Origin of the sequence: Caulobacter sp. KR2-114 (assembly GCF_049446115.1) — a bacterium.
In the GTDB taxonomy this organism is placed as follows: domain Bacteria; phylum Pseudomonadota; class Alphaproteobacteria; order Caulobacterales; family Caulobacteraceae; genus Acaudatibacter.
The window spans coordinates 1-23,232 of record NZ_JBMSEC010000004.1 but is presented as its reverse complement, the minus strand read 5'-3'; the positions used below and the strand labels follow the sequence as shown (position 1 = coordinate 23,232).

At 69.3% G+C, this 23,232-nt stretch carries 18 protein-coding genes; 6 read left to right on the top strand and 12 right to left on the bottom strand.

The window, feature by feature from the left end:
• Window positions 1-184: 184 nt before the first annotated feature.
• From ACO2Q3_RS15485 to ACO2Q3_RS15475, 3 genes are all read right to left on the bottom strand, one after another.
• Window positions 185-2,425 (bottom strand): sulfatase-like hydrolase/transferase, encoded by a 2,241-nt coding sequence (locus tag ACO2Q3_RS15485; protein ID WP_423308056.1) that lies wholly within the window; start codon window positions 2,423-2,425, stop codon window positions 185-187.
• Window positions 2,426-2,642: 217 nt separating this feature from the next.
• A complete protein-coding gene (locus tag ACO2Q3_RS15480) occupies window positions 2,643-3,869 on the bottom strand; it encodes a beta-ketoacyl-[acyl-carrier-protein] synthase family protein (RefSeq protein ID WP_423308054.1) in 1,227 nt (408 codons plus the stop codon).
• A gap of 7 nt (window positions 3,870-3,876) precedes the next feature.
• On the bottom strand, window positions 3,877-4,122 hold the full coding sequence (locus ACO2Q3_RS15475; RefSeq protein ID WP_423308052.1) for an acyl carrier protein: 246 nt from the start codon (window positions 4,120-4,122) through the stop codon (window positions 3,877-3,879).
• Between the two features lie 356 nt (window positions 4,123-4,478).
• Here ACO2Q3_RS15475 and ACO2Q3_RS15470 point away from each other — a divergent pair, with 356 nt between their 5' ends.
• Together ACO2Q3_RS15470 and ACO2Q3_RS15465 are read left to right on the top strand one after the other, a co-directional pair.
• Entirely contained in the window at window positions 4,479-6,848 is a 2,370-nt protein-coding gene (locus tag ACO2Q3_RS15470) for a TonB-dependent receptor (RefSeq protein ID WP_423308050.1), read from the top strand.
• A gap of 21 nt (window positions 6,849-6,869) precedes the next feature.
• Entirely contained in the window at window positions 6,870-7,598 is a 729-nt protein-coding gene (locus tag ACO2Q3_RS15465; RefSeq protein WP_423308048.1) for a phosphatase PAP2 family protein, read from the top strand.
• 220 nt (window positions 7,599-7,818) lie between these two features.
• On the opposite strand, the gene ACO2Q3_RS15460 is transcribed toward ACO2Q3_RS15465, so the two are convergent.
• Window positions 7,819-9,189 (bottom strand): VWA domain-containing protein, encoded by a 1,371-nt coding sequence (locus tag ACO2Q3_RS15460; RefSeq protein ID WP_423308046.1) that lies wholly within the window; start codon window positions 9,187-9,189, stop codon window positions 7,819-7,821.
• A 114-nt stretch (window positions 9,190-9,303) separates the two neighbouring features.
• Window positions 9,304-10,278 carry an AAA family ATPase gene (locus ACO2Q3_RS15455; protein WP_423308044.1) on the bottom strand — a complete coding sequence of 325 codons (975 nt, stop codon included), beginning with the start codon at window positions 10,276-10,278 and terminating at the stop codon, window positions 9,304-9,306.
• Window positions 10,279-10,471: 193 nt separating this feature from the next.
• Between ACO2Q3_RS15455 and ACO2Q3_RS15450 the strand changes: the two genes are divergently transcribed.
• Window positions 10,472-10,981, top strand: a complete 510-nt coding sequence (locus ACO2Q3_RS15450; RefSeq protein WP_423308042.1) for a hypothetical protein — start codon at window positions 10,472-10,474, stop codon at window positions 10,979-10,981.
• 21 nt (window positions 10,982-11,002) lie between these two features.
• On the opposite strand, the gene ACO2Q3_RS15445 is transcribed toward ACO2Q3_RS15450, so the two are convergent.
• From ACO2Q3_RS15445 to ACO2Q3_RS15420, 6 genes are all read right to left on the bottom strand, one after another.
• On the bottom strand, window positions 11,003-12,136 hold the full coding sequence (locus ACO2Q3_RS15445) for a dATP pyrophosphohydrolase (RefSeq protein WP_423308040.1): 1,134 nt from the start codon (window positions 12,134-12,136) through the stop codon (window positions 11,003-11,005).
• 26 nt (window positions 12,137-12,162) lie between these two features.
• Window positions 12,163-14,451, bottom strand: a complete 2,289-nt coding sequence (locus ACO2Q3_RS15440; protein WP_423308038.1) for an LptF/LptG family permease — start codon at window positions 14,449-14,451, stop codon at window positions 12,163-12,165.
• Window positions 14,452-14,466: 15 nt separating this feature from the next.
• Window positions 14,467-15,633, bottom strand: a complete 1,167-nt coding sequence (spt, locus tag ACO2Q3_RS15435; protein WP_423308900.1) for a serine palmitoyltransferase — start codon at window positions 15,631-15,633, stop codon at window positions 14,467-14,469.
• A 59-nt stretch (window positions 15,634-15,692) separates the two neighbouring features.
• A complete protein-coding gene (locus ACO2Q3_RS15430) occupies window positions 15,693-15,998 on the bottom strand; it encodes an acyl carrier protein (protein WP_423308036.1) in 306 nt (101 codons plus the stop codon).
• 97 nt (window positions 15,999-16,095) lie between these two features.
• Window positions 16,096-17,031, bottom strand: a complete 936-nt coding sequence (locus tag ACO2Q3_RS15425) for an NAD-dependent epimerase/dehydratase family protein (RefSeq protein ID WP_423308034.1) — start codon at window positions 17,029-17,031, stop codon at window positions 16,096-16,098.
• 88 nt (window positions 17,032-17,119) lie between these two features.
• Window positions 17,120-18,865, bottom strand: coding sequence for a fatty acyl-AMP ligase (locus ACO2Q3_RS15420; protein ID WP_423308032.1), 1,746 nt, complete (start codon window positions 18,863-18,865; stop codon window positions 17,120-17,122).
• Window positions 18,866-19,026: 161 nt separating this feature from the next.
• Between ACO2Q3_RS15420 and ACO2Q3_RS15415 the strand changes: the two genes are divergently transcribed.
• Complete coding sequence (locus ACO2Q3_RS15415) at window positions 19,027-20,895, top strand: ABC transporter transmembrane domain-containing protein (RefSeq protein ID WP_423308030.1); 1,869 nt, start codon at window positions 19,027-19,029, stop codon at window positions 20,893-20,895.
• A 180-nt stretch (window positions 20,896-21,075) separates the two neighbouring features.
• Here the strand turns inward: ACO2Q3_RS15415 and ACO2Q3_RS15410 are convergent, their stop codons facing one another.
• Window positions 21,076-21,894, bottom strand: a complete 819-nt coding sequence (locus ACO2Q3_RS15410) for a CDP-alcohol phosphatidyltransferase family protein (protein ID WP_423308028.1) — start codon at window positions 21,892-21,894, stop codon at window positions 21,076-21,078.
• Window positions 21,895-22,127: 233 nt separating this feature from the next.
• On the opposite strand from ACO2Q3_RS15410, the gene ACO2Q3_RS15405 reads away from it, so the two are divergent.
• Entirely contained in the window at window positions 22,128-22,919 is a 792-nt protein-coding gene (locus ACO2Q3_RS15405; protein WP_423308026.1) for an NTP transferase domain-containing protein, read from the top strand.
• Window positions 22,920-23,087: 168 nt separating this feature from the next.
• A partial coding sequence (locus tag ACO2Q3_RS15400) for a helix-turn-helix domain-containing protein (RefSeq protein ID WP_423308898.1) occupies window positions 23,088-23,232 on the top strand: 145 nt, incomplete at its 3' end.

Genomic DNA, 23,232 nt, shown 5'->3' with positions numbered 1-23,232 from the left:
CGGCCCTCTCCCCCCCACTGTCATCCCGGAAAGTCGCGCCAGCGGCTTATCCGGGACCGCCGGAAATGCTGTGGCTTGCAGGCCGTAGCGGGCGCCAGCGCCTGCCGCGGTCCCGGATATCCGCTACGCGGATTCCGGGATGACAGAGGAAGTGGGAGAGGGTGCAGGGGGGGCTTCTCGCCCCCTACTGCCGCGCCATCTCCGCCTCGCCGACCATGTCGCCGTCCAGCGCCTGGTCGGCGTCCATCGTCACGGTGACCTTTTTCAGCTGGCCGGTGAATTCGAAGGGGGCGCCGTAGTCGCCGACCGGGCTGCCGCGGTCGCGGCCGATGTCCAGGCCCGACCAGGAGATGAAGCTGTGGAAGCCCATGTCGGTCTCGCCGGTGCCCACGGCCTTGCCGTCGACGATCAGGGTGATCGAGCGCTTGCCGGGCTCGCTCTTCACCGCCACGCCCAGCCGGTGGTGGCCAGCGGGGACGGGGGCGTCGGAGGTGACTACGGCATGCCGGCCGCCGACGTTCATGTCGTAGGTCAGCCTGCCGTCGCGGACATAGAGGCAATAGCCACAGGTGGCGTCGCCGTGGGCGATCAGCACGCCCTCTTCCCCCGCCTCCGAGACCTTCACATAGGCCTCGATCACGAACGACCGTGAACGGACGTCCGGGGCGACGTCAGTGGGCAGGTGGCCCATGCCGGCGTGGAAGGTGAAGGCCTTGCGCGGGCCGTGGAAGCGGGTGGCGTTCTCGGCGAAGCGGGGGCCGAAGCGGTCGTCCAGCGGCAGCACCTGGCTGGCCTCGGCGAGGCGCCACCACTCGGCCTGCAGCGCCGCCAGCCGCTCGGGCTGCGCCTGCGCCAGGTCCTCGGTCTCCGAGAAGTCCTGGTCCAGGTGGTACAGCTCCCAGACGTCGGCGTCGAACGGCTGGCCCGGCGGGTGGAAGGCGACGGCCTTCCAGCCGTCCTGCCAAAGGCCCCGGTGGCCGAACATCTCGAAGTACTGCGCCTTGCCGCGCGGCGGGTCGGCCTCGCCGAGGCTGGCGGCGAACGAGACGCCCTCCAGCGGCATCTGCGCCACCCCGTTCACCGTGGCGGGCGGCTGCAGGCCCAGCACCTCCAGCAGGGTCGGGGTCACGTCGCTGCAGTGGCGGAACTGATGGCGCAGTTCGCCGCGCGCCTCGACGCCGTTCGGCCAGCTCAGCACCAGCGGGTCGCGGATGCCGCCGCCGTGGGTGTTCTGCTTGTAGCGCTTCAGCGGCGTGTTCGACGCCATCGCCCAGCCCCAGGGGAAGTTGGAGTGGGTGTCCGGGCCGCCGATGTCGCCGATGCGGGCGATCTTCTCGGTCAGGGGCTCGGGCTTGCCGTTGTAGGGGCCCATGGCGTTGACCATGCCGAACGGCCCGCCCTCCTGGCTGGCGCCATTGTCGCTCATCACCAGGATCAGGGTGTCGTCCTTCAGCCCGGCCGTCTCCAGGAAGGCCACCAGCCGCGCCAGATTGCGGTCGGCATGGTCCAGCATCGCCGCGAAGGCCGCCTGCAGGCGGGTGAACAGGCGTTGCTCGTCCGGCGAATGCTCCGCCCAGGGACGCACCATGTCGTTGCGCGGCGGCATGCGGGTGTCGGCCGGCACGATGCCCAGCTGCTTCTGCCGGGCGAGCCGGCGCTCGCGCTCCACGTCCCAGCCTTCGGCGAACACCTGGTCGTAGTGGGCGATCAGTTCCTGCGGCGCCTGGTGCGGCGCATGGCACGCGCCATAGGCCAGCCAGCACAGCCAGGGACGATCGGGCGCGTCGGCGGTATGGTCGGCGATGTAGCGGATCGCCTGGTCGGTGAGGTCCTCGGTCAGGTGGTAGCCGTCGGCATAGCCGCCCGGCGCCTCGATCGGCGTGTTGTCGCGCACCAGTTCGGGCGCGTACTGGTCGGTCTCGGCGTCCATGAAGCCGTAGTAGCGGTCGAAGCCGCGGCCCAGCGGCCAGCCCTCGAACGGTCCCGTCGGACCGGTCTCGGTCAGCGGCGTGACGTGCCACTTGCCCACCATGTAGTTGCGGTAGCCGGCCGGGCGCAGCATCTCGGCCAGGGTGCCGGCCTCCGGGGCGATCTTGCCGCGATAGCCGGGGTAGCCACTGTCGAAGTTGGCCAGGCAGCCGACGCCCACCGAGTGGTGGTTGCGCCCGGTCAGCAGCGCCGCGCGGGTGGTCGAGCACATCGCCGTGGTGTGGAAGCCGGTGTAGCGCAGCCCCTGCGCCGCCAGGGCGTCGATGGTCGGGGTGGCGATCGGCGAGCCGTAGCAGCCGAAGTCCGAGAAGCCGACGTCGTCGAACAGCACCACCAGGATGTTCGGGCTGCCCTTGGCCGGGGCGGCCGGCGTGGGCCACCAGGGCTTGGACTCCGCCACGGTGCGTCCGATGGTCGGTCCTGTTTGGGCGTCCATACTGCCAATTCCTCCCGCGCCCGGGGTCTATGCCCGAAAGGGTGGGGCGAGAAAAGGGCGGGGCGCCATGCGCCCCCAACTTCTGTCATCCCGGAATCCGCGCAGCGGATATCCGGGACCGCGGCGAGCGCCAGCGCCCGCTACGGCCGGCAAGCGCCGGCGTTTCCGGCGGTCCCGGATAAGCCGCCATGCGGCTTTCCGGGATGACAGACGGAGGCTAGCCCCAGCGCTTCAGCACCAGCGTCGTGTTCAGCCCGCCGAAGGCGAAGGCGTTCAGCACGGTGCTGGTGGCCGTGATCGGGCGCGCCTCGCCCAGCACCAGGTTCAGGTCGCAGTCCGGATCGGGACCCAGATAGTTCTGGATCGCCGGCGCCAGGCCGTGGCGCAAGGCCTCCAGCGCGATCACCCCCTGCAGCGCCAGGCTGGCGCCGATCAGGTGGCCGTGCAGGCTCTTGGTCGCGATCACCGGGTGGTTCTTGGCGCGCTCGCCGAACACCGTCTGGATCGCCAGCGTCTCGTTCTTGTCGTTCAGCGGCGTGCCGGTGCCGTGCGCCGAGATCAGCAGCTGAGCGTCGTCCATCACGCCGGCCTGCTCGAGGGCCGGCCGCATGGCGGCCAGGGCGCCGTCGAGGCTGGGCTGGGTCCAGTGGAAGGCATCCGACGACATGCCCGAGCCGGTCAATTCGGCCAGGATCGTCGCACCACGCTTCTGCGCATGCTCCAGGGTCTCCAGCACGAAGGTCGCCGCGCCCTCGCCGATGGCCATGCCGTCGCGGCCTTCGGAGAACGGGCGGCAGGTGCTGGGCGACATCGCCTGCAAGCCTTCCCAGGCGCGCAGACAACCCGGCGTGTTGATCGCTTCCGAGCCGCCGACGATGGCCACGTCCGCCATGCCTGAGGCCAGCAGGGCTGCGCCCTGGATGATCGCGTGGCCGCTGGAGGAGCAGGCGCTGGTGACGCCGAAGGTCGGACCCTTGACGCCGAACTCGATGGCGATGGCGCTGACCGGGGCGGAGACCATCACCTTGGGCACGGTGAGCGGATGCAGGCGGGCGGCCTTGCGCCCGTAGAACCGCTCGAAGCCCTCTTCCAGGGTGTGCAGACCGGCGAAGCCATGGCCGTAGACCGCGGCGGTGCGCGGGCCCAGCTGGCCCAGCAGGCCGGCCTGGGTCAGGGCTTCGTGCGAGGCCTTCACGGCATAGAGGGCGAAGGCGTCGAGCGACGTGCTCACCCGTCGGCCGAGCGCCGCCTCGGTGGCGGCCAGCGCCTCGTCCGGGACCATGGCGACCGGGGTCGTGTGGCCCTCGGGGCCGTTGGGGCCGGGGTCGAACAGCCGGGGCGCGATGCCGCTCCTGCCGTCGCGGGCCGAGGCCCAGGTCTCTTCCACGGAAAGGCCCAGCGCGGATACCGCGCCGAGCCCCGTCACCACTATGCGATGGGTCATGCCGTCCTTAAGCCTGCTTGGCTTCGATCAGGCCCTTCAAGGTGTCCACGAACTCGCCGAGATTCAACGTGTTCTTGAAGGCGTCCTCGGCGATCTCGGCCCCGTATTTTTCCTCGATGGCGAAGACGATGCTGACCACGTCGACGGAATCCAGGCCCACGTCTTCCAGCGTCGCCTCGCGCACCAGCTTGGCGCGGTCGATCAGGGCCTCCTCGGCCACCAGATCCAGGAGTTCGTCTTCAAGAGCAGCCATGGCGCCTTCTAGTCCGCAGGGGGTGCGTCGGCCCTAGCCATAGCAAGCCGAGCCCACGATGCAAAAGGCTCTTACAGGCGATGGGCCGTGCGCGCCACGCCCGGGCGTTCAAACCTCGTCGCCAACTGTTGGCGCGCCGCCCCCGTCCCTCCGGGGGCGGAGCAGGGCGCGTGAAGGTGATTCCGACGGATCGGTAATCTTCCGTCAAAAAATATTCACTCGACCGACATGTGGCCAAGGCGTCATGAGACCACCGCCGTCAGACACAAGGACGGAGTCGGGCGCGCCGAAGGTTGGCGGCGCCTGAGTGGGGTATTCGACCGGCAGCGTAGAGCGCCGGCGCTAGGGGATATTCGATGACGACTTTGAAGAGCCGGCTTTACAGCCGGACGGCGGACGTGCGCGCCTGGCGCGTCCTGGCCGCCACCGCCGCCCTCGCCACCGGGCTCGGACTTTCCACCGCCGCCCTGGCCGCGGACGCCACCTCGACGGCGACGGCCGATGCGGACACCGGCGTGGTCGATCGCCCGGACTACGGCGTGCGCGTGGAGGAACTCACCGTCACCGCGGTCAGCCGGGCTCAGGAGAATGCGCCGAGCAAGGCGCCGCTGCAGGCCACCCAGCCGACCTCGATCATCACCCACGACGCCATCGACCAGTTCGTCGCCCAGACCGGCGACTACACCGAGGTGATCCTGCTGACCCCGAGCATCTCGGGCGTCTCGTTCAACGGCCCGGGCCTCTATGAGGCGAAGTCGACCCTGCGCGGCTTCCAGGACGGCCAGTACAACATCACCTACGACGGCATTCCGTTCGCCGACACCAACGATCCCACGCACCACTCGACCTCGTTCTTCCCGTCGTCGAACATCGGCGCGGTGGCGGTGGAGCGCGGCCCCGGCGCCGCCGGCCAGCTCGGACAGGCCAACTTCGGCGGCTCGGTGAACATCTTCTCGCCGGAAGTGGGGGACACCTTCGGCGGGTCCGAACAGGTGACCTACGGCTCCTGGAACACCGCCCAGTCGGTGAGCCTGCTCAACACCGGCGCGATCGACGCGCTGCACGGGACCAAGGCGCTGATCGGCCTGTCGGCCCTGCGCACCGACGGCGCCCTGACCCACAGCGGCGCCTATGGCATCAACATCATGACCCGCGCCGTGGTGCCCCTTTGGGGCAGCTGGAAGGCCACCCTCTTCACCACCATCAACCACACGCACGTCTACCAGGACGACAACAACGGCGCGACGCTGGCGCAGATTGCTCAGTTCGGCAAATACTATGCCCTGAACGACATTCCCGGAACCAATCAGTACTACAAGATCAACCAGGTCAATAAGCATACGGATTTCGAATACATCCGCCTGAACGGCGACGTGACGCCGAAGACGCACATCGAGGACACGACCTATACCTATTACTACGATAACAACACGTGGTCGCCGAACGACGTCACCGGCACGACGACCAACTCGACCAAAGACGCGAACGGCAACACAGTGCCGGGTAACCACATCCCGGGCTACGTGAAGGCCAACCACTACCGCGTGGTCGGCAACATCCTGCGGGTCAACCAGGATATCGGCATCGGCGTGATCAAGGCCGGCCTCTGGTACGAATGGTCGGGCACCCACCGTTACCGCTACGACTACGACATGACGGCCAGCATCACGCCGACCGTGCCGAACTACGACCAGAAGCCGGTGCTGGACGCCAGCAAGAACCAAATCAGCACGGCGCCCGCCAACATCCAGTTCGACCAGCACTCCAGCTGGCATCAGTACCAGCCGTTCGTCGACTTCGAGCTGAAGCCGAACGACCGCCTCACCCTGACGCCGGGCTTCAAGTGGCTGCATTTCGAACGTGACGTCTGGGGGCCGTACAATCAGAAGAACCGCAACGGCATCCCGTACTCGGCGACCTACGAGAAGCCGCTGTACTTCTTCACCGCCAACTACCGGCTGCGCGACAACTGGAGCGTCTACGGCCAGTTCGCCACCGGCTTCCTGGTGCCGCCGCTCAGCGTGCTGCAGACCAACAACCCGAACACCGGCAACCTGAAGCCGCAGGAGACCAGGAACTACCAGATCGGCACGGTCTTCCAGAGCGGGCGCGTGTCATTCGACGCCGACGTCTACTACATCGACTTCAACAACCTGCTGCAGTCGTTCGTCTGTGCGCCGGGCAGCACCACCTGCACGCCCAACGACACGGTGTGGTTCAACTCCGGCGGCGCCACCTACAAGGGCTTCGAGGGCGAGGCCACGATCAACGTCAACGAGCACCTCTATGTGTTCGGCAACGGCTCCGTGAACTTCGCCGAGGACAAGGCCAATCCTTACAAGCAGCTGAGCGGCGCCCCGCGCGGCACCGCGGCCATCGGCGCCATCTGGCGCGACGGTCCCTGGAAGCTGTCGATCTCGGACAAGTACGTCGCCGAGCAGTGGGCCAACAACTACGACACCACCAACCCCAACCCGATTGCCGCGGAAGCGCTCTATCAGGCCTACAAGATCCGCGGCTATCACCAGACCGACTTCACCGCCAGCTACACGATCGAGCACTGGCGGCTGCAGGCCTCGGTCTACAACCTGTTCAACAGCCAGTCGGTCGTGAAGGTGAACGGCGCCGGGACCTACGCCAACGGCGTGGTGACGGGCGCCCTCTCCGACCAGTACTACTTCCAGCCGCCGCGCAGCTTCCAGCTGTCGGCCAAGTACAGCTTCTAGTCCGGACGGGGAGGGCGGCTCATGCGCCTGCGCGGTTTCAGTCTGATCCTGGCGGCCTCGGCCGCCCTCCTCGGCCTGACGGCCCAGGGCCATGCGGCCGACAAGCCGGCCCTGGCCTTCCTCACCGAGGCCGACGTCGAGCCCAGCCATCTGCTGCCGCCGCCGCCGGTGGACGGCTCGTCGATCGCCAGGGCCGAGCTGGCCGAGCTGCATCGCATCGGCGCGGTCACCACCCCTGCCGAGTTCGCGATCGCCAAGTGGGACAACGACCACGAGGACGGCACGATCTTCCAGAGCGCCATCGCGCCTGGCTTCGACCTGGACAAGCTGCCGGCCACGGCCAAGCTGTTGCGCGAGGTCAGGACCGAGGAGGCGATCGCCGCCTCCAAGGCCAAGGACTATTTCAAGCGCAACCGCCCGTGGATCGTCGACGGCAGCCTGAAGACCTGCTCGCGCGACGAGAAGCCCCAGAGCTCCTATCCCAGCGGCCACACCACCATGGGCTTCGCCATGGCGGTGGTGCTGACCAAGGCGATGCCGGAGCTGTCGGGCGCCATCATGAGCCGGGCCCGCGACTACGCCTATCACCGCATGGAATGCGGCATGCACTACCGCGCCGACATCGTCGGCGGCGAGACCCTGGGCGTGGCCGTCGCCGCCATGCTGCTGAAGGACCCGCGCTTCCAGGCGGACCTGGACGCCGCGCGCGCGGAACTGAAGGCCGCAGGGCTGACCGGACAGGCGGGGTAGTCGCGGCGGGGGCGGAACCCCTCACCCTCCCGATCGCTGATCGCGATCGGGCCCCTCCCTCTCCCTATGGGAGAGGTGAAGGAAAGTGGCGCGCGGGGCTCTAACTTGCTGACGACACTGAATAAACCACCTCTCCCATAGGGAGAGGGAGGGGCCCGCGTGGCTTGCGAGAGCAAGGCGCGTGGGAGGGTGAGGGGTTACGAGCCCTCCGCCCCGCCCCCTACCGCGGCGAGTACGTGCGCAGCACTTCCTCGATGATCTTTTCCAGCTGGTTCAGGGTGTTGCAGCTCTTGGCCACGCTGCAGAACCGCTGGTAGGCGTCCATCTTGGAGTCGCCCTGGCCCCAGTAGGTCACCGGTTCCGGGTTCAGCCAGATCACCGCGCGCGAGCGCTCGGCGATCTGTTTCATCAGGTCCAGCCGCGGATTGACGTAGTTGGAGCGGCCGTCGCCCAGGATGATCACCGTGGTGTGGCGGTCGAGCTGGTCCAGGTGGGTGTCGCAGAAGTCCGCCAGCGCCCGGCCGTAGTCGGTGGGGCGAAAGCCGATGCGCTTGAGGATCTGGGCTATGGCCTCGTCCAGCTTCTCGTCGTCCAGCAGGTCGTTCACCGACACCATGCGGTCGGAGAAGGCGAATGCCTCCAGCTTATCGACCACCTCGTTGAGGCTGTAGAGGAACAGCAGCAGGAACTGCGCCGCCGCCGCCACCGAGCGCGAGACGTCGCAGATGGCGATGATCTTGGGCTTGTCGATGGTCTGGCTCTTCCAGACGATGTTGAACGGCACCCCGCCGTAGCCCATCGACCGGCGGATGGTCTTGCGCACGTCCAGCTTGCCCTTGTCGGCGCGGTGGCGCTTGCGGGCGTAGCGGCTGGCCAGGCGCTTGGCCATGCGCTTGACCAGGGCCTCCATGGACTTCATCTCGTCCACGTCGATCGAGGTCAGCTTCATGTCGCCGAGGATCTTCTCGCGCATGCGCCGGCCGGTCTCGCTGGCGTACAGCTTTGACTGCCGCTCGACGAAGCGCTGGGCCTCGACGAACAGCGCCTCGCGCCGCTCCGCCAGCCGTTCGGCCAGCTGTTCGTCGCGAGCCTGGCCGGAATCGCGCAGCCGGTTGATCAGCGCCTCCAGCTCGCGAAGGCCCATTTCGTCGAGGGTCTTGCGGGTCAGCAGGCTGCGCTGGGTGTTGAGCCGGATGTCCTTGGCGCGCGCCCGGTCGGCTGCGGCCTCCATGGCCCGCGACAGGGCGATGGCGTCGTTGTCCAGCAGCATCTCGGCCAAAGAGGTTTCTTGGGAGGCCTCGTCCGCCCGGTCCTGCGCACCGCCGCCCGGTCCGCCCGCCGGCTGGCCGGCGTCCGGCTCACGCCGATCCAGGCGATCGTCCTCGCCGCGCTCGGCCGGGCCCATGGCGCCCTTGAACTCCTCGCGCGTGAAGAAGGTGTCGAACGCCATCTCGAACCGCTCGACCTCCTCCTCCGACTTGGCGAGGGTGACGCACAGGGCGTCCTTCAGCAGCTCGCGATTGGCGTAGCCCACCTGGGCCACGGCCAGGTGCGCATCGATGGCCTCGGCCGGAGAGACGCGGACTTCCATGGCGCGGAGCGCCCGGAGGAAATCCTCCAATGCGCCCTGCATGGGGGCGCCCCGCGCGGGAGCGCCCTGCACGGAAGCGCCTTGCCCAGGGGCGCTATGAATGGCGGCCACGGCCTAGACCCCCGCTGCCTCGGCGGCCCTGGCCAGGTGTTCGCCCAGCTTGGCCTCCACGGCGACGATGTCCTGCTCGAACTTCAGCAGCACGTTGAGGGTCTCGCGCACCAGCTCCGGCTCCAGCGCCGCGGCGTGCAGCAGGATCAGCGCCCGGGCCCAGTCCACCGTCTCGGAGATCGACGGCGACTTGCGCAGGTCCAGGGTGCGCAGGGTCTGCACGAAGGCGACCAGCTCGCGGGTCAGCCGCGCCTCGATGCCCGGCACGCGGGTGGCGACGATCCGCTCTTCCAGCCGCGCCTCCGGCAGCGGGATGTGCAGGTGCAGGCAGCGGCGCTTCAGGGCGTCGCCCAGGTCGCGCACGTTGTTGGAGGTCAGGAACACGATCGGCGGGGTCAGCGCCTTGATCACGCCGATCTCGGGGATCGACACCTGGTAGGCCGACAGCACCTCCAGCAGGAAGGCCTCGAACGCCTCGTCGGACTTGTCGATCTCGTCGATCAGCAGCACGCAGCCGCCGTCCTGGCGCATCGCCTTGAGCAGCGGGCGCGGTTCCAGGAACGGCTCGGAGAAGAACAGGTCGCCCATGCCGTGCAGGCGCTCCATGGCGCTGTCGACGTCCGGCGCGTCGGTCAGCTCCTTGCCCATGTGGTCTTTGAGGATCTGAGTGTAGAGCAGCTGCTTGCCGTACTTCCACTCGTACAGCGCCTTGGACTCGTCCAGGCCCTCGTAGCATTGCATGCGGATCAGCGGCAGGCCGAGCAGCTCGGCGGTGCGCAGGGCCAGCTCGGTCTTGCCGACGCCGGCGACCCCTTCCACCAGGATCGGCTTCTGCAGGTGGGCGGACATGTAGAGCGCCGTGGCGATGCGGCGCGAGGCGATGTAGCCGGCCCCGGCCAGGCCTTCGATGATGCTGTCGACGGACGCCAGCGGATGCGACTCGGTGATGTCTCCGAGGGAGTGAGCAGCTAGGGTCAAAGTCTCGAACTCTCAAAATGAAGATGCAGTATGCCTCTGCTTTGAAGCCGTTGCGCGCCCTTGGCAATGGCCTTGGCCTGGGCTCGCTTGTCGCGGTGGCGGGGCGCCATGTGCCCGGAACGGGCAGGGTGGCCTTGAGATCGGGGTCGAATATGCCTCCGCTTGCGCAAACGACCGCTTCTCGGGGACCACGATGCATCAGCGCCTGACGGCGGCGGCCGCTCTGCTGCTTCTGGCCGCCTGCGGCCGGGGCGGCGAGCCCGCCGCGACCACTGCGACCATCGGTCCGGCCCCGGCCGCGCCACGGCCGGTCGCCTATTCCGCGGTCGGCGGCGCCGACGACTTCCACGGGACGGGTGTGATCTGCGACCTGGCCAAGCCGTTCGTGATCTCCGGCGGCGGGGTCAAGGTCAGCTTCACCCCCAGCGACGCCAGGCAGGGCGCCTATGTCTATGGCGGCGCCCTGATGGGGTTCGCGGTGAAGGGCGCCGGAACCTACAAGGTGACGCTGAAGGACGATGGCTCGGGCGGCCGTATCGAGGCCTCCGGCCCCGGCTCGGTGAAGACGCCGATGGGGGTCAAGACCTCCGGCGGCTCCGAGGTCTACGTGCTGACCCGGCAGGCCGAGCCGTGCGACCCGGCGGCGATGACCCTCGGGGCGGCGACGGCGGCCACCGACGCTCCGCCGACGGCCGGCCACTAGCGGCTGGGGGACGCCCCGCCCCTAGCCGATCGCCTTCTCGTAGATGCGGTAGGTCTTGTAGGGGACCGCCTGCAGGTTCTCCATGATGTGGTTCATGGGGCGGTTGTCCTCCAGCACCCAGCCGCACTCGGTGTTGGTCATGCCGTACTTGACCGCCTGGTCGCGCAACTCGCGGATGATCCGGAAGGGGGCCAGGATGCCACGCGGGTCCTTGGCGAACTTGCGCTTGACCCCCATCAGCGGCACGCGGAAGCGCGGGATCTTGCCCACCTTCAGCCGCCACAGCAGCTTGATCCAGCCGAACGGGAACAGCTTGCCGCCCAGGTCGCGGGCGATCCAGTTGAGGTCGGGGACCATCACCCCGAACGCGGCCGGCTCGCCGTCGATCTCCATGAACCAGATCAGCCGGTCCTTGAGGATGAACCCCAGGCTGTCCTTCATGTACTTGGTCTCGGACTCGGTGATCGGCACCGACTGCCAGTTGTCGGCCCAGGCGTCGTTGTAGATCTCGACCAGGGCCTTGATGTCCCGCTCGAAGTGCTTCTTGTCCACCGGCCGGAACACGACGCCGTCGCCCATCGGCCGGGCCAGCCGCTTGTCCACCGCCTTGGGGAAGGTCGGCACGCCCGTGTACCAGGCGAACATGTCCTTGGCCTTGGCGTAGCCCAGCGCCTCGACGCGGGCCGCCACATAGGGCAGGTCATGCGGCATCATGAAGAACGGCGGGGTGTCGAACCCCTGCACCAGCAGGCCCGTCTCCTCGTTGATCGAGAGGTTGAACGGACCCATGACGTGGGTCTTGCCGCGCGCCTTCAGCCAGGCCTCGGCGGTGTCGAACAGGGCCTGGAAGATCGCCGGATCGTCCTCGGCGGCGATCATGCCGAACTGGCCGGTCGGCTTGCCCGGCTCCTCGCGGCACAGGCTGTCGATCTGGGCGCTGATGCGCCCGACGTCGCGGCCGCCGCGCACCGCCAGCCAGAACTGCACCTCGGCGTGCTCGAAGAACGGGTTGTGCTTGGGCGACAGCGCCTCGCGCCGCTCGAACAGCAGCGGCGCGATGTACTTGGGGTCGGCCGCGTTCAGCCGCATGGGCAAGCGGATGAACCGCTCCAGCTCCGCCTGGCTGGAGACGGGGATGATCTTCAGATCGGTCATGCGTTAGGCCGTCATCCTTCTGCCCGTCACCCTTCTGCGTACAGCAGGATACTCAAGGCGCCGCAGCCGAAGGCCACGGGCGCGCCCCACGCCGCCGCCGCGGGCGGCAGCACGCCGGTCTGGCCCATGGCGGTCAGGAGCCCGTCCACCACCAGATAGAGCAGCCCGCCGCCCAGGCCGAAGATCACCGGCAGGGTGCGGTTGCTGCGGGTATGGCCCAGCGCCGCGGGCAGCGCCAGCATCAGCATGATCAGCGGCGCGAAGCCCCCGGCGATGGTGCGCTGGATGCGGGTCTGGAACTCCGCCGGCGATCGGTTCAGCGGCTCGGTGCCGCGCAGGGCCCGGATGGCGTTGGCCGACGAGATGTCGGCGGAATCGGAGAACAGTCGCGCCGCATCGCCTGGACTGAGCGAGGTGGCCCAGTGCACGTCGCCGCCGGCGGTGATCGCCGCCCGCTGCGGTCCTATGTCGGTGACCACCGCGTCCTTCAGCTTCCAGCCGCCGACTTCCGGCGTGGCGGTCTGGGCGGTCATCCTGCGGTTCACGGCCAGGTCCTGGTCGCGCTGATAGATGGATAGCCCGGTCAGGATGCGGCCGTCGGGCGTCGAGCCTCGCGCCACCACCAGGTCGCCGCCGATGCGGAACCAGTGCGGCTCGGGCGCCTTCTTCTGCGCCGCCGGGGCGCTGGCGTTCCACCAGGTGGCCAGGGCCTGCTCGGCGCGGGGCGTGACCACCTCGGCGACGACCAGGTCCAGCGCCACCACGCTGAGGGCCACCGGCAGGGCGCGCCGGAAGATCTGCCACAGCGACAGGCCCGTGGCGCGCATGGCCACCATCTCGGAGGTCGCGGCCAGTTGGTTGAAGGTGAACAGCGCCCCGGCCAGCACGGCGAAGCCGGCGATCTGCTGGAACATGTCGGGCAGGCGCAGCGCCAGGTAGCGGAAGATCTCCAGCGCGCCGCCGCGGTGGAGGATGTCGTTGGTGCGTTCCAAGAGGTCGATCAGCTGCAAGAGGCCCAGCAGCGCCCCGGCCGCCACCGCCGTGCGCACGGCGAAGATGCGGCTCATGTAGCCGGTCAGGCTCAGGCCGCCGCGCGTCTGCACGGCCGCCGCGGGCTTCACCTTGGAGCGGCGCTCGAAGAAGCCTTCGATGGCCATGAACAGGCCGGAGATCGGCGTCTCGCCCGGCCGGCGGCGGCTGGAGAAGAACATCCACAGGCAGAAGCCGACGAACACCGCGAACACCGCGCCCATCACCAGGGTCGGCGGCGCCTTGCCGTTGCCGGCGATGTTCTTGCACAGCGTCACCCCGTGGTGGAACGCCACCAGGGCCAGGGCTCCGACGATCATCCCCGGCGCGCGCCGGCCGCGCTTGGCGGCCATGGCCAGGGGCAGGGCCAGGAACGGCAGGAACGGGATCGCCAGCGAGCGGGCCAGCCGCGCCAGCAACTCGGCTTCCAGGCCGGCGTGCGACAGCAGGGCGTCCTTGCGCCCCAGTTCGCGCACCAGCTCCGGCAGGGTCAGCTCCTGGCTGTCGCCGACGCCGCGCGGATCGAGCTTGGTCGGGCCGCCCAGGGTCTCGAAGTCGGTGACGTTGCCGAAGCGCAGCACCCGGGGGTCGCCGTGCGGCCCATCCTCGTAGAGCACGCCGCTGGACAGGGTCAGCTCGGTGGTCTTGCCGTCAGGTCGCAGCCCCAGGCGTCCGCTGGTGGCGGTCACCAGGCTCTCGCCGTTGGGCGTGATCCGCCGGATGAAGACGCCCTTCATGTTGCGGCCGCTGGCGTCCACCTCGTCGGCGGTGATGGTGAAGTCGGTGCCGGCGCTCATGAACACCTGCGGCTCGATCTGCGCGGTCCAGCCGGCGTCGAGGGCGGCGTTCCTCATCGCCCGGTAGGCGAAGCGGCTGTAGGGCTGCAGGTAGCCGGTGAGCAGGATGCTGAAGATCCCCAGCAGCACCCCGATGAACACCAGGGGCGCCACCATCCGCTCGAACGAGACGCCACCGGCCAGGATGGCGTCGATCTCGCTGTCCTCGTCCATCCGGGCGACGACAATGAACATGGCGATGAAGAACGACGCCGGCAGCGCCAGCCCCAGGTGGTAGGGCACCAGGTTGGTGATCAGCCCCGGCAGGAAGCCCAGGTGCGCGCCGTTGGCCGACAGCTCGCGGATCAGCCGCAGGGTCTGTTCCAGCAGGAAGGCGACCAGCGTCACGCCCAGCACGCCCACCGCGGGGCGCGCCAAGCTTCGCAGGACGTAGCCGTCGATCAGCGACGGTCGCCACGTAGACCTGTACCCGGCCAAGGCCGCGGCCATGGCTGCTCCCTAAGGTTAGCTGGAGGCGCCCGCGCGCCGCTTGTCGGCGCTTAGCATGCCGAGCTGGCGTCCCACATGCTCAAATGCTTCCAGGGCCGCATCGATCTGCTGGATCGTGTGTGCGGCGCTGACGCTGGAGCGCAGCAGCGGATTGTTGGTCGGCGTGGCCGGCGGCACCGCGAGGTTCAGATAGACGCCGGCGTCCAGCAGCATCTTCCAGAAGGCGACGGCGATTTCCTGGTTCGGCATCACCGCGGCGACGATCGGATTGGCCTCCGGGCCGGTCTCGAAGCCGAGCGCGGTCAGGCCGTCGTGCAGCCGGCGCGCGTTGCGCATCAGGTTGGCGCGCAGCTCGGGACGGATCTGCATCTGGTGCAGGGCCTCCAGCGTCGAGGCGATCACGCCCGGCGGCAGGGAGGCGGTGAACATGTACGGCCGGCTGACGATGCGCATCACGTCGAAGTCGGGATTGTCCGACACGCAGAAGCCGCCGACGCTGCCCAGGCTCTTGGAGAAGGTGCCGACGATGAAGTCGACGTCGGCCTCGACGCCGGCCTGTTCGGCCAGGCCCCGGCCGGTCTCGCCCAGCACGCCCAGCGAATGCGCCTCGTCGACCAGCAGATAGGCGCCGGTCTCGCGCTTCACATGCGCGATCTCCTTCAGCGGGGCGGTGTCGCCCAGCATCGAATAGATGCCTTCGACCACGATCAGCCGGTCGCCCGGCACGCCTTCCAGGCGGCGCAGGCGCTTGTACAGGTCGTCGGGGTTGTTGTGGCGGAAGCGGATCACCTCGGCCATGCCCAGCCGCGAGCCATCGTAGATCGAGGCGTGGCTGTCGGCGTCGAGCATCAGGTGGTCGCCGCGGCCCACCAGGGTCGACAGCACGCCCAGATTGGCCTGGTAGCCGGTGGTGAACACCATGGCATGCTGGCGGCCGTAGAACTTGGCCAGGCTCTGTTCCAGCTGCAGGTGGCCGTCATAGCTGCCGTTGGCGATGCGCGAGCCGGTGGTGCCGGTGCCCTGGTGTTCGGTCGCCTCGACCGCCTTCCTGATGCAGTCGGGGTCGAAGGTCAGGCCCAGGTAGTTGTTGGTGCCCAGCAGGATGGTGCGCTTGCCCGCGAGGACGCCCTCGGTGGGCGAAAGCACGTCGTCGAAGCGGACGCTGAGGGGCTCGATGCCCATGTTGCGGACCGCGTCGTAGGCCGCCTTGTACGCGGCGTGTTTGGCCAGGATCGTCACGCTCAGGCTCCCTTACGCAGCTCTTCGACCGCCCGGATCAGGTCGCCGACCGTCTGAACCTGCGTGATTCGGTCCAGCGGGATTGAGATGTCGTAGAAGTCTTCGATCGCCATAACGAAATTCATTACTCCGAGGGAGTCCATACCAAGGTCTTCGACGATGTCGGTGTCGTCGGTGATGTCCACGGGACGGTTCAGAACCTGCTCGAATATCGAAGCAATATCGTCACGCATGGATCGATGAGAGACGTCCATCTCGGAGCCAACCACTGTCAATTGATGATGTCCCCGCATTCCGCGAATCTGCATGCACCGCTTCGCGGACGAAGCCCCGAGCCCACCGTTACAGGTTTGCGAATAGCCCTTCAACTGCGGCCGAAAGTGGCCGACCGGCCGTAGTCGCCCTCTAGAGCCACCCCGCGGCCCGGTACCAGGCCACCGTGGCGGCGAAGCCGGCGGCCAGGTCGAAGCGCGCCGGCGCGGCGCCTGGGGCCTGTTCGGCCGGGCTCACCGACCAGTCCGTGTGCAGCAGCTCGCGCACCTTGCCGGGTCCGAAGATCGCCGGCTGGCCGGTGAGCCGGCCGCCGAACGCCGACAGGGCGCCGGCCGCGCGAAGCACGGTCGGGCCGACCGGCACGAAGTCGATGCGCCGGCCGAACACCGCCGCCGCCGTCTGGAACACCTCGCGCCAAGCGTAGCCCTGGGGACGCTCGCCGCCCACCGCCCAGGTCCCCGGCGTCGGCGCCTCGGCCAGGCGCAGCACCTCGGCGCAGACGTCGTCGACGTGCGCCAGCGCCAGCCGCGCGGCGGGATCGCCGGGCAGGGGCAGCAGGCTGGAGGTCGCAGCAAGTCTAAACAGCGCAAGGGTTTCCCGGTCGCCTGGGCCATAGATCGCCGGCGGCCTCAGCACGCTCAGCGCCTCGCCGAAGGCCGCCCGCGCGGCCGCCTCGCCGGCCGCCTTGCTGGCGGCGTAGTCGCTCAAGGCGGGCTCGCGGGCGGCCAGGCTGGAGATCGCCAGCAGCCTTGCGCCCGCCGTCCTGGCCGCCGCGGCGACCCGCGCCGAGCCGGCCTCGTTCACCGCCAGGAAGCCGGCCAGGTCCATGGCCTTGATCAGGCCGGCGCCATGGATCACCACCTCGGCGCCCTCGCACAGGCGATCCAGCGCCGCCGCGTCGTCCAGATCGCCGCGCACGATCTGCGGCGCCGCGCCCTCCCAGAAGGCCGGGTCAGGGTCGCGGCGGCAGAGGACGCGCACCCGCCATCCGGCGCCGATCAGCGCCGGAACCAGCCGGCCGCCGAGGAAGCCGGTGGCCCCGGTGACGGCGGCCAGGCGGGGGGTCAATTGTGGTTTCTCATCGTGTCAAACCGTGAGAGATCGCCCCTCGAAGCCCGTTTCCGGGCGCCGCCCCGCTTCCGAACGGCTGCATGGCTCAGGCGGTGAGACTGACCTGCGCCTCTTCCTCGAACGCGCCCTCCAGGTAGAGAGCCCGGGCGCGCGAGCGCGACAGCTTACCCGAGGACGTTTCCGGCAGGCTGCGGGGCGGCGCGAGCACCACCTGCACGTCCAGGCCGTGGCGCACCCGCAGCAGCTTGGCGACCTCGTCGCGCAGCGCCTCGCGCGCGGCCGGATCGCTCAGGCGGCACTGCACCAGCGCCACCACCGTCTCTTCCAGCTCGCCGGTGATCGAGAACACCGCCACGTCGCCCTGCCGCAGGGCGGCGACCTCCTTCTCGGCGGTCCATTCCAGGTCCTGCGGCCAGACGTTGCGGCCGTTGACGATGATCAGGTCCTTGGCCCGGCCGGTGATCACGATCTGGCCGTCGACGAAGTAGCCCAGATCGCCGGTGTCCAGCCAGCCGTCGGCCGACAGCACCTTGGCGGTTTCCTCCGGCTCGCCGAAATAGGTCTTCATCAGGCTGGGGCCGCGGGCGAAGATCCGCCCCACGCGCCGCTCGGGCAGGACATGGCCCGCGCTGTCGCGCACCTCGACCACGTGGCCCGGCAGCACCTTGCCGCACAGGGCGAAGTCGCGGGTCCGGCCGACCGGCTTGCCGCCGCGCCGCGCCGGCCGGCAGGCCAGGCCCTCGCGCTCCAGGCGGTCGATGTCGGTCTGGTCGGTGGTCAGGCCGCCGCCCACCGGGGTCAGGGTCAGGCAAAGGGTCGCCTCGGCCATGCCGTAGCTGGCGTTGAACGCGCCCGGGTCGAAGCCGGCCGGGGCGAAGGCCTCGGCGAAGGCGCGCAGCGGCTCGGGGCGGATCATGTCGCCGCCCAGCCCCGCGACCCGCCAGGACGACAGGTCCAGGTCGCCCATCTTGCCGGCCAGGGCCCGCTTGGCCACCAAGTCGTAGCCGAAGGTCGGGGCGTAGGAGATGGTGCCGCGGTGCTTGGAGATCAGGTCCAGCCAGACGCCGGGCCGACGCACGAACGAGCCGGTGGGCAGCAGGTCCAGGGACCCCTGGCACATCACGGTGGTCAGCAGGATCCCGACCAGGCCCATGTCGTGATACAGCGGCAGCCAGGAGACGCAGCGGTCCTCGTTGTTGGCCGCCAGCCCCTGCGGGCTCGCCATGCCGGCGACGTTGGCGCGCAGCGCCGCCTGGGTCACCGCCACGCCCAGCGGGAAGCGGGTGCTGCCGGACGAGAACTGCAGGTAGCACAGGCCGTTGGGATCGGGAGCCGGCAGCTGGCTCTCGCGCGTGTCGGGCAGCTGGGCGTAGCCGCCGGCGTAGGCCAGCCCCAGGCCCTCGGAGGCTTCCACATACCAGTCCGCCAGCGAGGCGGGCGCGAAGGCGGCCTTGGCGCCGGAGGCCTGCAGCATGCGGCGCACGTGCGCCAGATAGGGCTCCTTGCCGCCCAGCAGCGAGGGCAGCGGCAGCGGCGCCGGCGCCAGGCCGGCGTACTGGCAGGCGAAGAAGGCGCGCAGGAAGTCGGAATCGCTCTCGGCGGCCAGGGCCACGCGGTCGCCCGGCTCCAGCCCGGCGCCCAGCAGGCGCTGCGCCATGGCCCGCGCCTCGTCGCGCAGCCGGCCGTACTCCAGGACGTCCGCCAGTTCCCCGCGCAGGGAATAGACGTTGATCCCGGTGGGCATGTCGCCGGCGTAGTCCAGGCTCTCGGCGATCGTCGGCTGGGCCGCGATGAGCATGCGCCGCTCAGGCGCCGTGGGCGTGGGAATCAAAACCGACCGTCCAATAGAGTCGCTCCGGGGATGGCGAACGCGCCGTGATCATGGCATGCGGCGCGGGGTGACGTCATTATGACAACGCGCGCCGTCCTGATAGTCCGTAAGATGCGCCGCCGTGCATGTCGTGGCGCGGTTTGGTCGGTATTGGAGCACGAATGAGCGAACCCGGGCCGATCGAGGCCAGGCCCCTGGGCCGCCCCAGCCTGGGCGGGGTGATGAAGGAGGCGTTCAAGGCCGACGCCTGGCGCCGCGAGCGCCAGCGCGACCTTAGGCCGCTGGGCAAGCTGACCCCCTTCGTGCTCGCGCATGGCCTGGACGCCTTCCTCAGCGGTTTCTTCATCCTGGTCTCGGCCGGCGCCCTGCTGTTCCTCACCTGGCGGCTGAAGGCCGTGGTCGACCACGGCGTGGCGCTGCGCAACCAGGCCGAGCTGGTCAACGCCTTCGCCGGCCTCACCGCCGTCGCCTTCATCCTGGCCGCCTCCACCGGCCTGCGCATCTTCTTCACCCTCAAGCTCGGCGAGCGGGTCGTCGCCGACCTGCGCAAGCAGGTGTTCAAGCACGTGCTGACGCTCGACCAGTCGCACTTCATGCGGCTGCGCACCGGCGAGATGCTGTCGCGGCTGACCACCGACATGACCATGGTCGAGCGGGCCGTCGGCAATGTGGTGCCGGTCGCCCTGCGCAACCTGATCACCTTCCTTGGCGCCCTGGTCTCGATGGTGGTGATCAGTCCGCGGTTCACCGGCCTGGTGCTGGTGCTGATCCCCCTGCTGCTGACCCCGCTCGCCATTCTTGGCCGGCGCATGCAGCGCCTGTCGATCCTGGCGCAGGACCGCTTCGCCCAGGCGATCGGCATCGCCGGCGAGGGCCTGGAGGCGATCGAGACGGTGCAGGCGTTCGGCCAGGAAGAGTCGATGTCCGAGCGCTTCGACAGCTCGGTCGAGAAGGCCTTCGCGGCCTCCCGCGCCCAGCTGCGGGCGCGCGGCACGATGTCCGGCCTGATGATCACCCTGATCGCCGGCGGCCTGCTGATCCTGCTGTTCCAGTGCGCCATGGCGGTGTTCATCCAGCGTGACGCCCACGGCCACCCGCTGATGTCCTCCGGCTCCCTGACCGCCCTCCTGGCCCTGGCCATGGTCGCCGCCTCCGCGGTGCGTGACCTGTCCGAGGTCTGGGGCGAGATCCAGAAGGCGTCCGGCGCCGCCTCGCGCGCCATGGACATCCTGGCCCTGACCCCGGCGATCGCCGCCCCCGCCCACCCCAAGCCGCTGCCGGTCCCGGCCCGCGGCGCGGTGTCGTTCCACAACGTGCGCTTCGCCTATCCCGGCCGCGCCGAGGCCGCCCTCAACGGCTTCACTCTGGACGTCCGGCCCGGCGAGCGGGTGGCCCTGGTCGGGCCGTCCGGCGCCGGCAAGAGCACGGTGCTGCGGCTGCTGCTGCGCTTCTACGATCCCACGTCGGGCGAGGTGTCGATCGACGGCGTTGACCTGCGCGACGCCGACCCGCGCGAGGTGCGCGCGCGCATGGCCCTGGTGGCCCAGGACACGCCGCTGTTCTCCGGCTCGGCGGCCGAGAACATCGCCTTCGGCCGCGCCGGCGCCGACGCCCAGGCGGTGCGCGACGCCGCCCTGGCCGCCCAGGCGGAGGGCTTCCTGTCGGCCCTGCCGCAAGGCTTCGACACCGCCGTCGGGGAACGCGCCAAGACCCTCTCCGGCGGCCAGCGCCAGCGCTTGGCGATCGCCCGCGCCCTGGTGCGCCGCTCGCCGATCCTGCTGCTCGACGAGGCCACCAGCGCCCTCGACGCCGAGAACGAGCGCCTGGTGCAGAAGGCGCTGCTGGAGGCCATGGAAGGGCGCACCACCCTGGTCATCGCCCACCGCCTGGCCACCGTGCTGGAGGCCGACCGCATCGTGGTGATGGAAGACGGCCGCGTGGTCGAGGAGGGCCGGCACGCCGAGCTGATGGCCCGCGGCGGCCTCTACGCCCACCTCGCCAAGCTGCAGTTCGGGGAAGAGGCGGCTTAGGACCTTCGGGCGGTCGTTGACGCCGCCTTGCCCCCCCCGTCACTCAGACCTTGCGGGCTGAGCGCCACCTTCCCCGCTCCGCTGCGCTGCGCATGGGAGGAGAAAGAACGATCGACGCCGCTTCTGCTCCTCCCATGCGAAGCCGGATGGTGGAGGGGGCGCAAGGCGAGCGAAGGAACCCTACCCCGCGTACCGCGCGGCCAGCTGGTGGTTGCGGATCGCGCGGGCCGCGAGCACCGCCAACAGCACGCCGTTCAGCACGGTGATCTCGTAGATGAAGAACCAGGCCGGATGCCTGGCGAGCACCGCCAGAAACGCCGCCAGGGTGCGGCTGTTGGAGCTGAGCAGGCCCGAGCGCTTGACGATGAACACCTGGGCGCGGCGGTAGGCGGCGCGCACGTCGGCGGCGGTCTCGCCACCCTCGGCGATCTTCGGTTCCAGAGCCTGCTCCAGCCCGGTCTCGCCGGGGGCCATGAGGTTCGAGAGACCGATGTACAGCCCCCCCAGAAGGCGCTGGAAGATGTTGCCGCCCTGGCTCTGGGTCTGGCGCATCCAGGCCGCGCCATAGACCCAGCGGCGATAGGTCTTGCGGCCGGTCTCGTAGCCATTGGCCTGCACGAAATGGCTGGCCGCCGCCGCCAGGGCCAGCTGCACCGCGACGGTGACGCCGGCGTTTCGCGCGACGATCCAGCCGAGGCCGACATAGACCAGGGCCTGGCTGGCGTGGTCGCAGACCCCGTCCACCAGTTCGCCGATCGGCGAGGCGCGGCCCGTGCGGCGCGCCAGGTCCCCGTCGGCGCCGTCCAGCACGTGCCAGGCCATCAGCAGCACCAGGCCGGCGAAGGCCGAGAACGGCCAGGGCAGGGCGGCGAAGCTGGCCGCCCCGGCGGCGGCGAAGACCACGCTGGCCACCGAAACCTGATTGGGCGTGATCGGCGTTCTTTCCAGCACGTCCACCACCCGCCGCGAGATCGGGTGGATCAGCCAGACGTTGGTCACCCCCTCGATCTCGTTCGGACGTCCGGGGGCCTGGCCGGGCGCGGCGCCCTGGCCTGCCGGCCTGGCGCCGTCTGAAACCTCAGGTGATGAAGAACCGCTTGATTTCATAGCCAGGTTTGGGTCCTTAAGCGGTTCGCGTGCGGGGTCGTCTTGTTCGGCATATGGCCCGGCGCTAGCGTCCTCGCATCCCCTGGGACGTTCATCTGAAGCGTCTGTCCCCGAACGGAATACTCATGGCCAACAAGACCCGTGCGGCGACCATCGGCGTCGGTGACAGCGATGAGACGCTGCGCATGACCGGCGGCGAGGCCAACGTCAAGGGCCTGATCGTGGCCGCCGGCCAGGGCCTGCGCATCCGCGACATCGCCCTCAGCAAGCCGCTGGCCGAGGTGCGCGGCGTGGCCCTGATCGAGCGGGTGATCGACAGCGCCCATGCCGGCGGCCTGAACGAGTTCGTGGTCGTCACCGGCTACGAGGCCGAGCGGGTCGAGGCCTTCCTGCAGGATTTGTCGGCGCGCCGCGGCCTGACGATCGACACCGTGCGCAACCCCGACTGGCGCAAGTCCAACGGCCTGTCCGTCGCCGCCGCCGAAGCCGCGCTGGGCGAGCGCTTCGTGCTGATGATGTCAGACCACCTGTTCGACCCCGAGATCCTGTCGGGCCTGCTGGCCCAGGCGGCGGACCCCGAGGGCGTGACCCTGGCCGTCGACCGGCGGCTGCAGAACGACCTGGTCGACATGGAGGACGTCACCCGGGTAGCGACCACCGCCGATGGCCGGATCGTGCGTATCGGCAAGCTGATCGAGACCTACGACTGCTTCGACACCGGCATCTTCCTGGCCTCCAAGGCCCTGATCCGCGCCGTCCACGAGGATGTCGCCAACGGCGGCTCGGGCGGCATCTCCGGCGGCATGCAGCTCCTGGCCGACCGCGGCCACGCCCACGTCTGGGACATCGGCGACCGCTTCTGGCTGGACGTGGACGACAAGGTCGCCTTCGGCCACGCCGAACAGGCGGCGGCGTGAGCCCCCAACCATCCGCTCACCCCGGCGAAGGCCGGGGCCCAGGCATGACTCGCCACCAACGGCATGCTTGGTGGTCGGATCTGGCCAAAAGTCCAGCAAATTGAAATTTTTGCCTGGGTCCCGTGAGTTCTCAAACGAAGTGCAACACTCCCTTGTGGGAGTGTGGGGATGGGACGCAGCTACACACAGCTCGATCTGGAGGAGAGGTGTGCGATTGCCCGCCTTCATGAAGGCGGGCAATCGATCCGGCAAATCGCTGCAGCTCTGGATCGCTCGCCATCGAGCATCAGTCGCGAGCTGAAGCGCAATACGG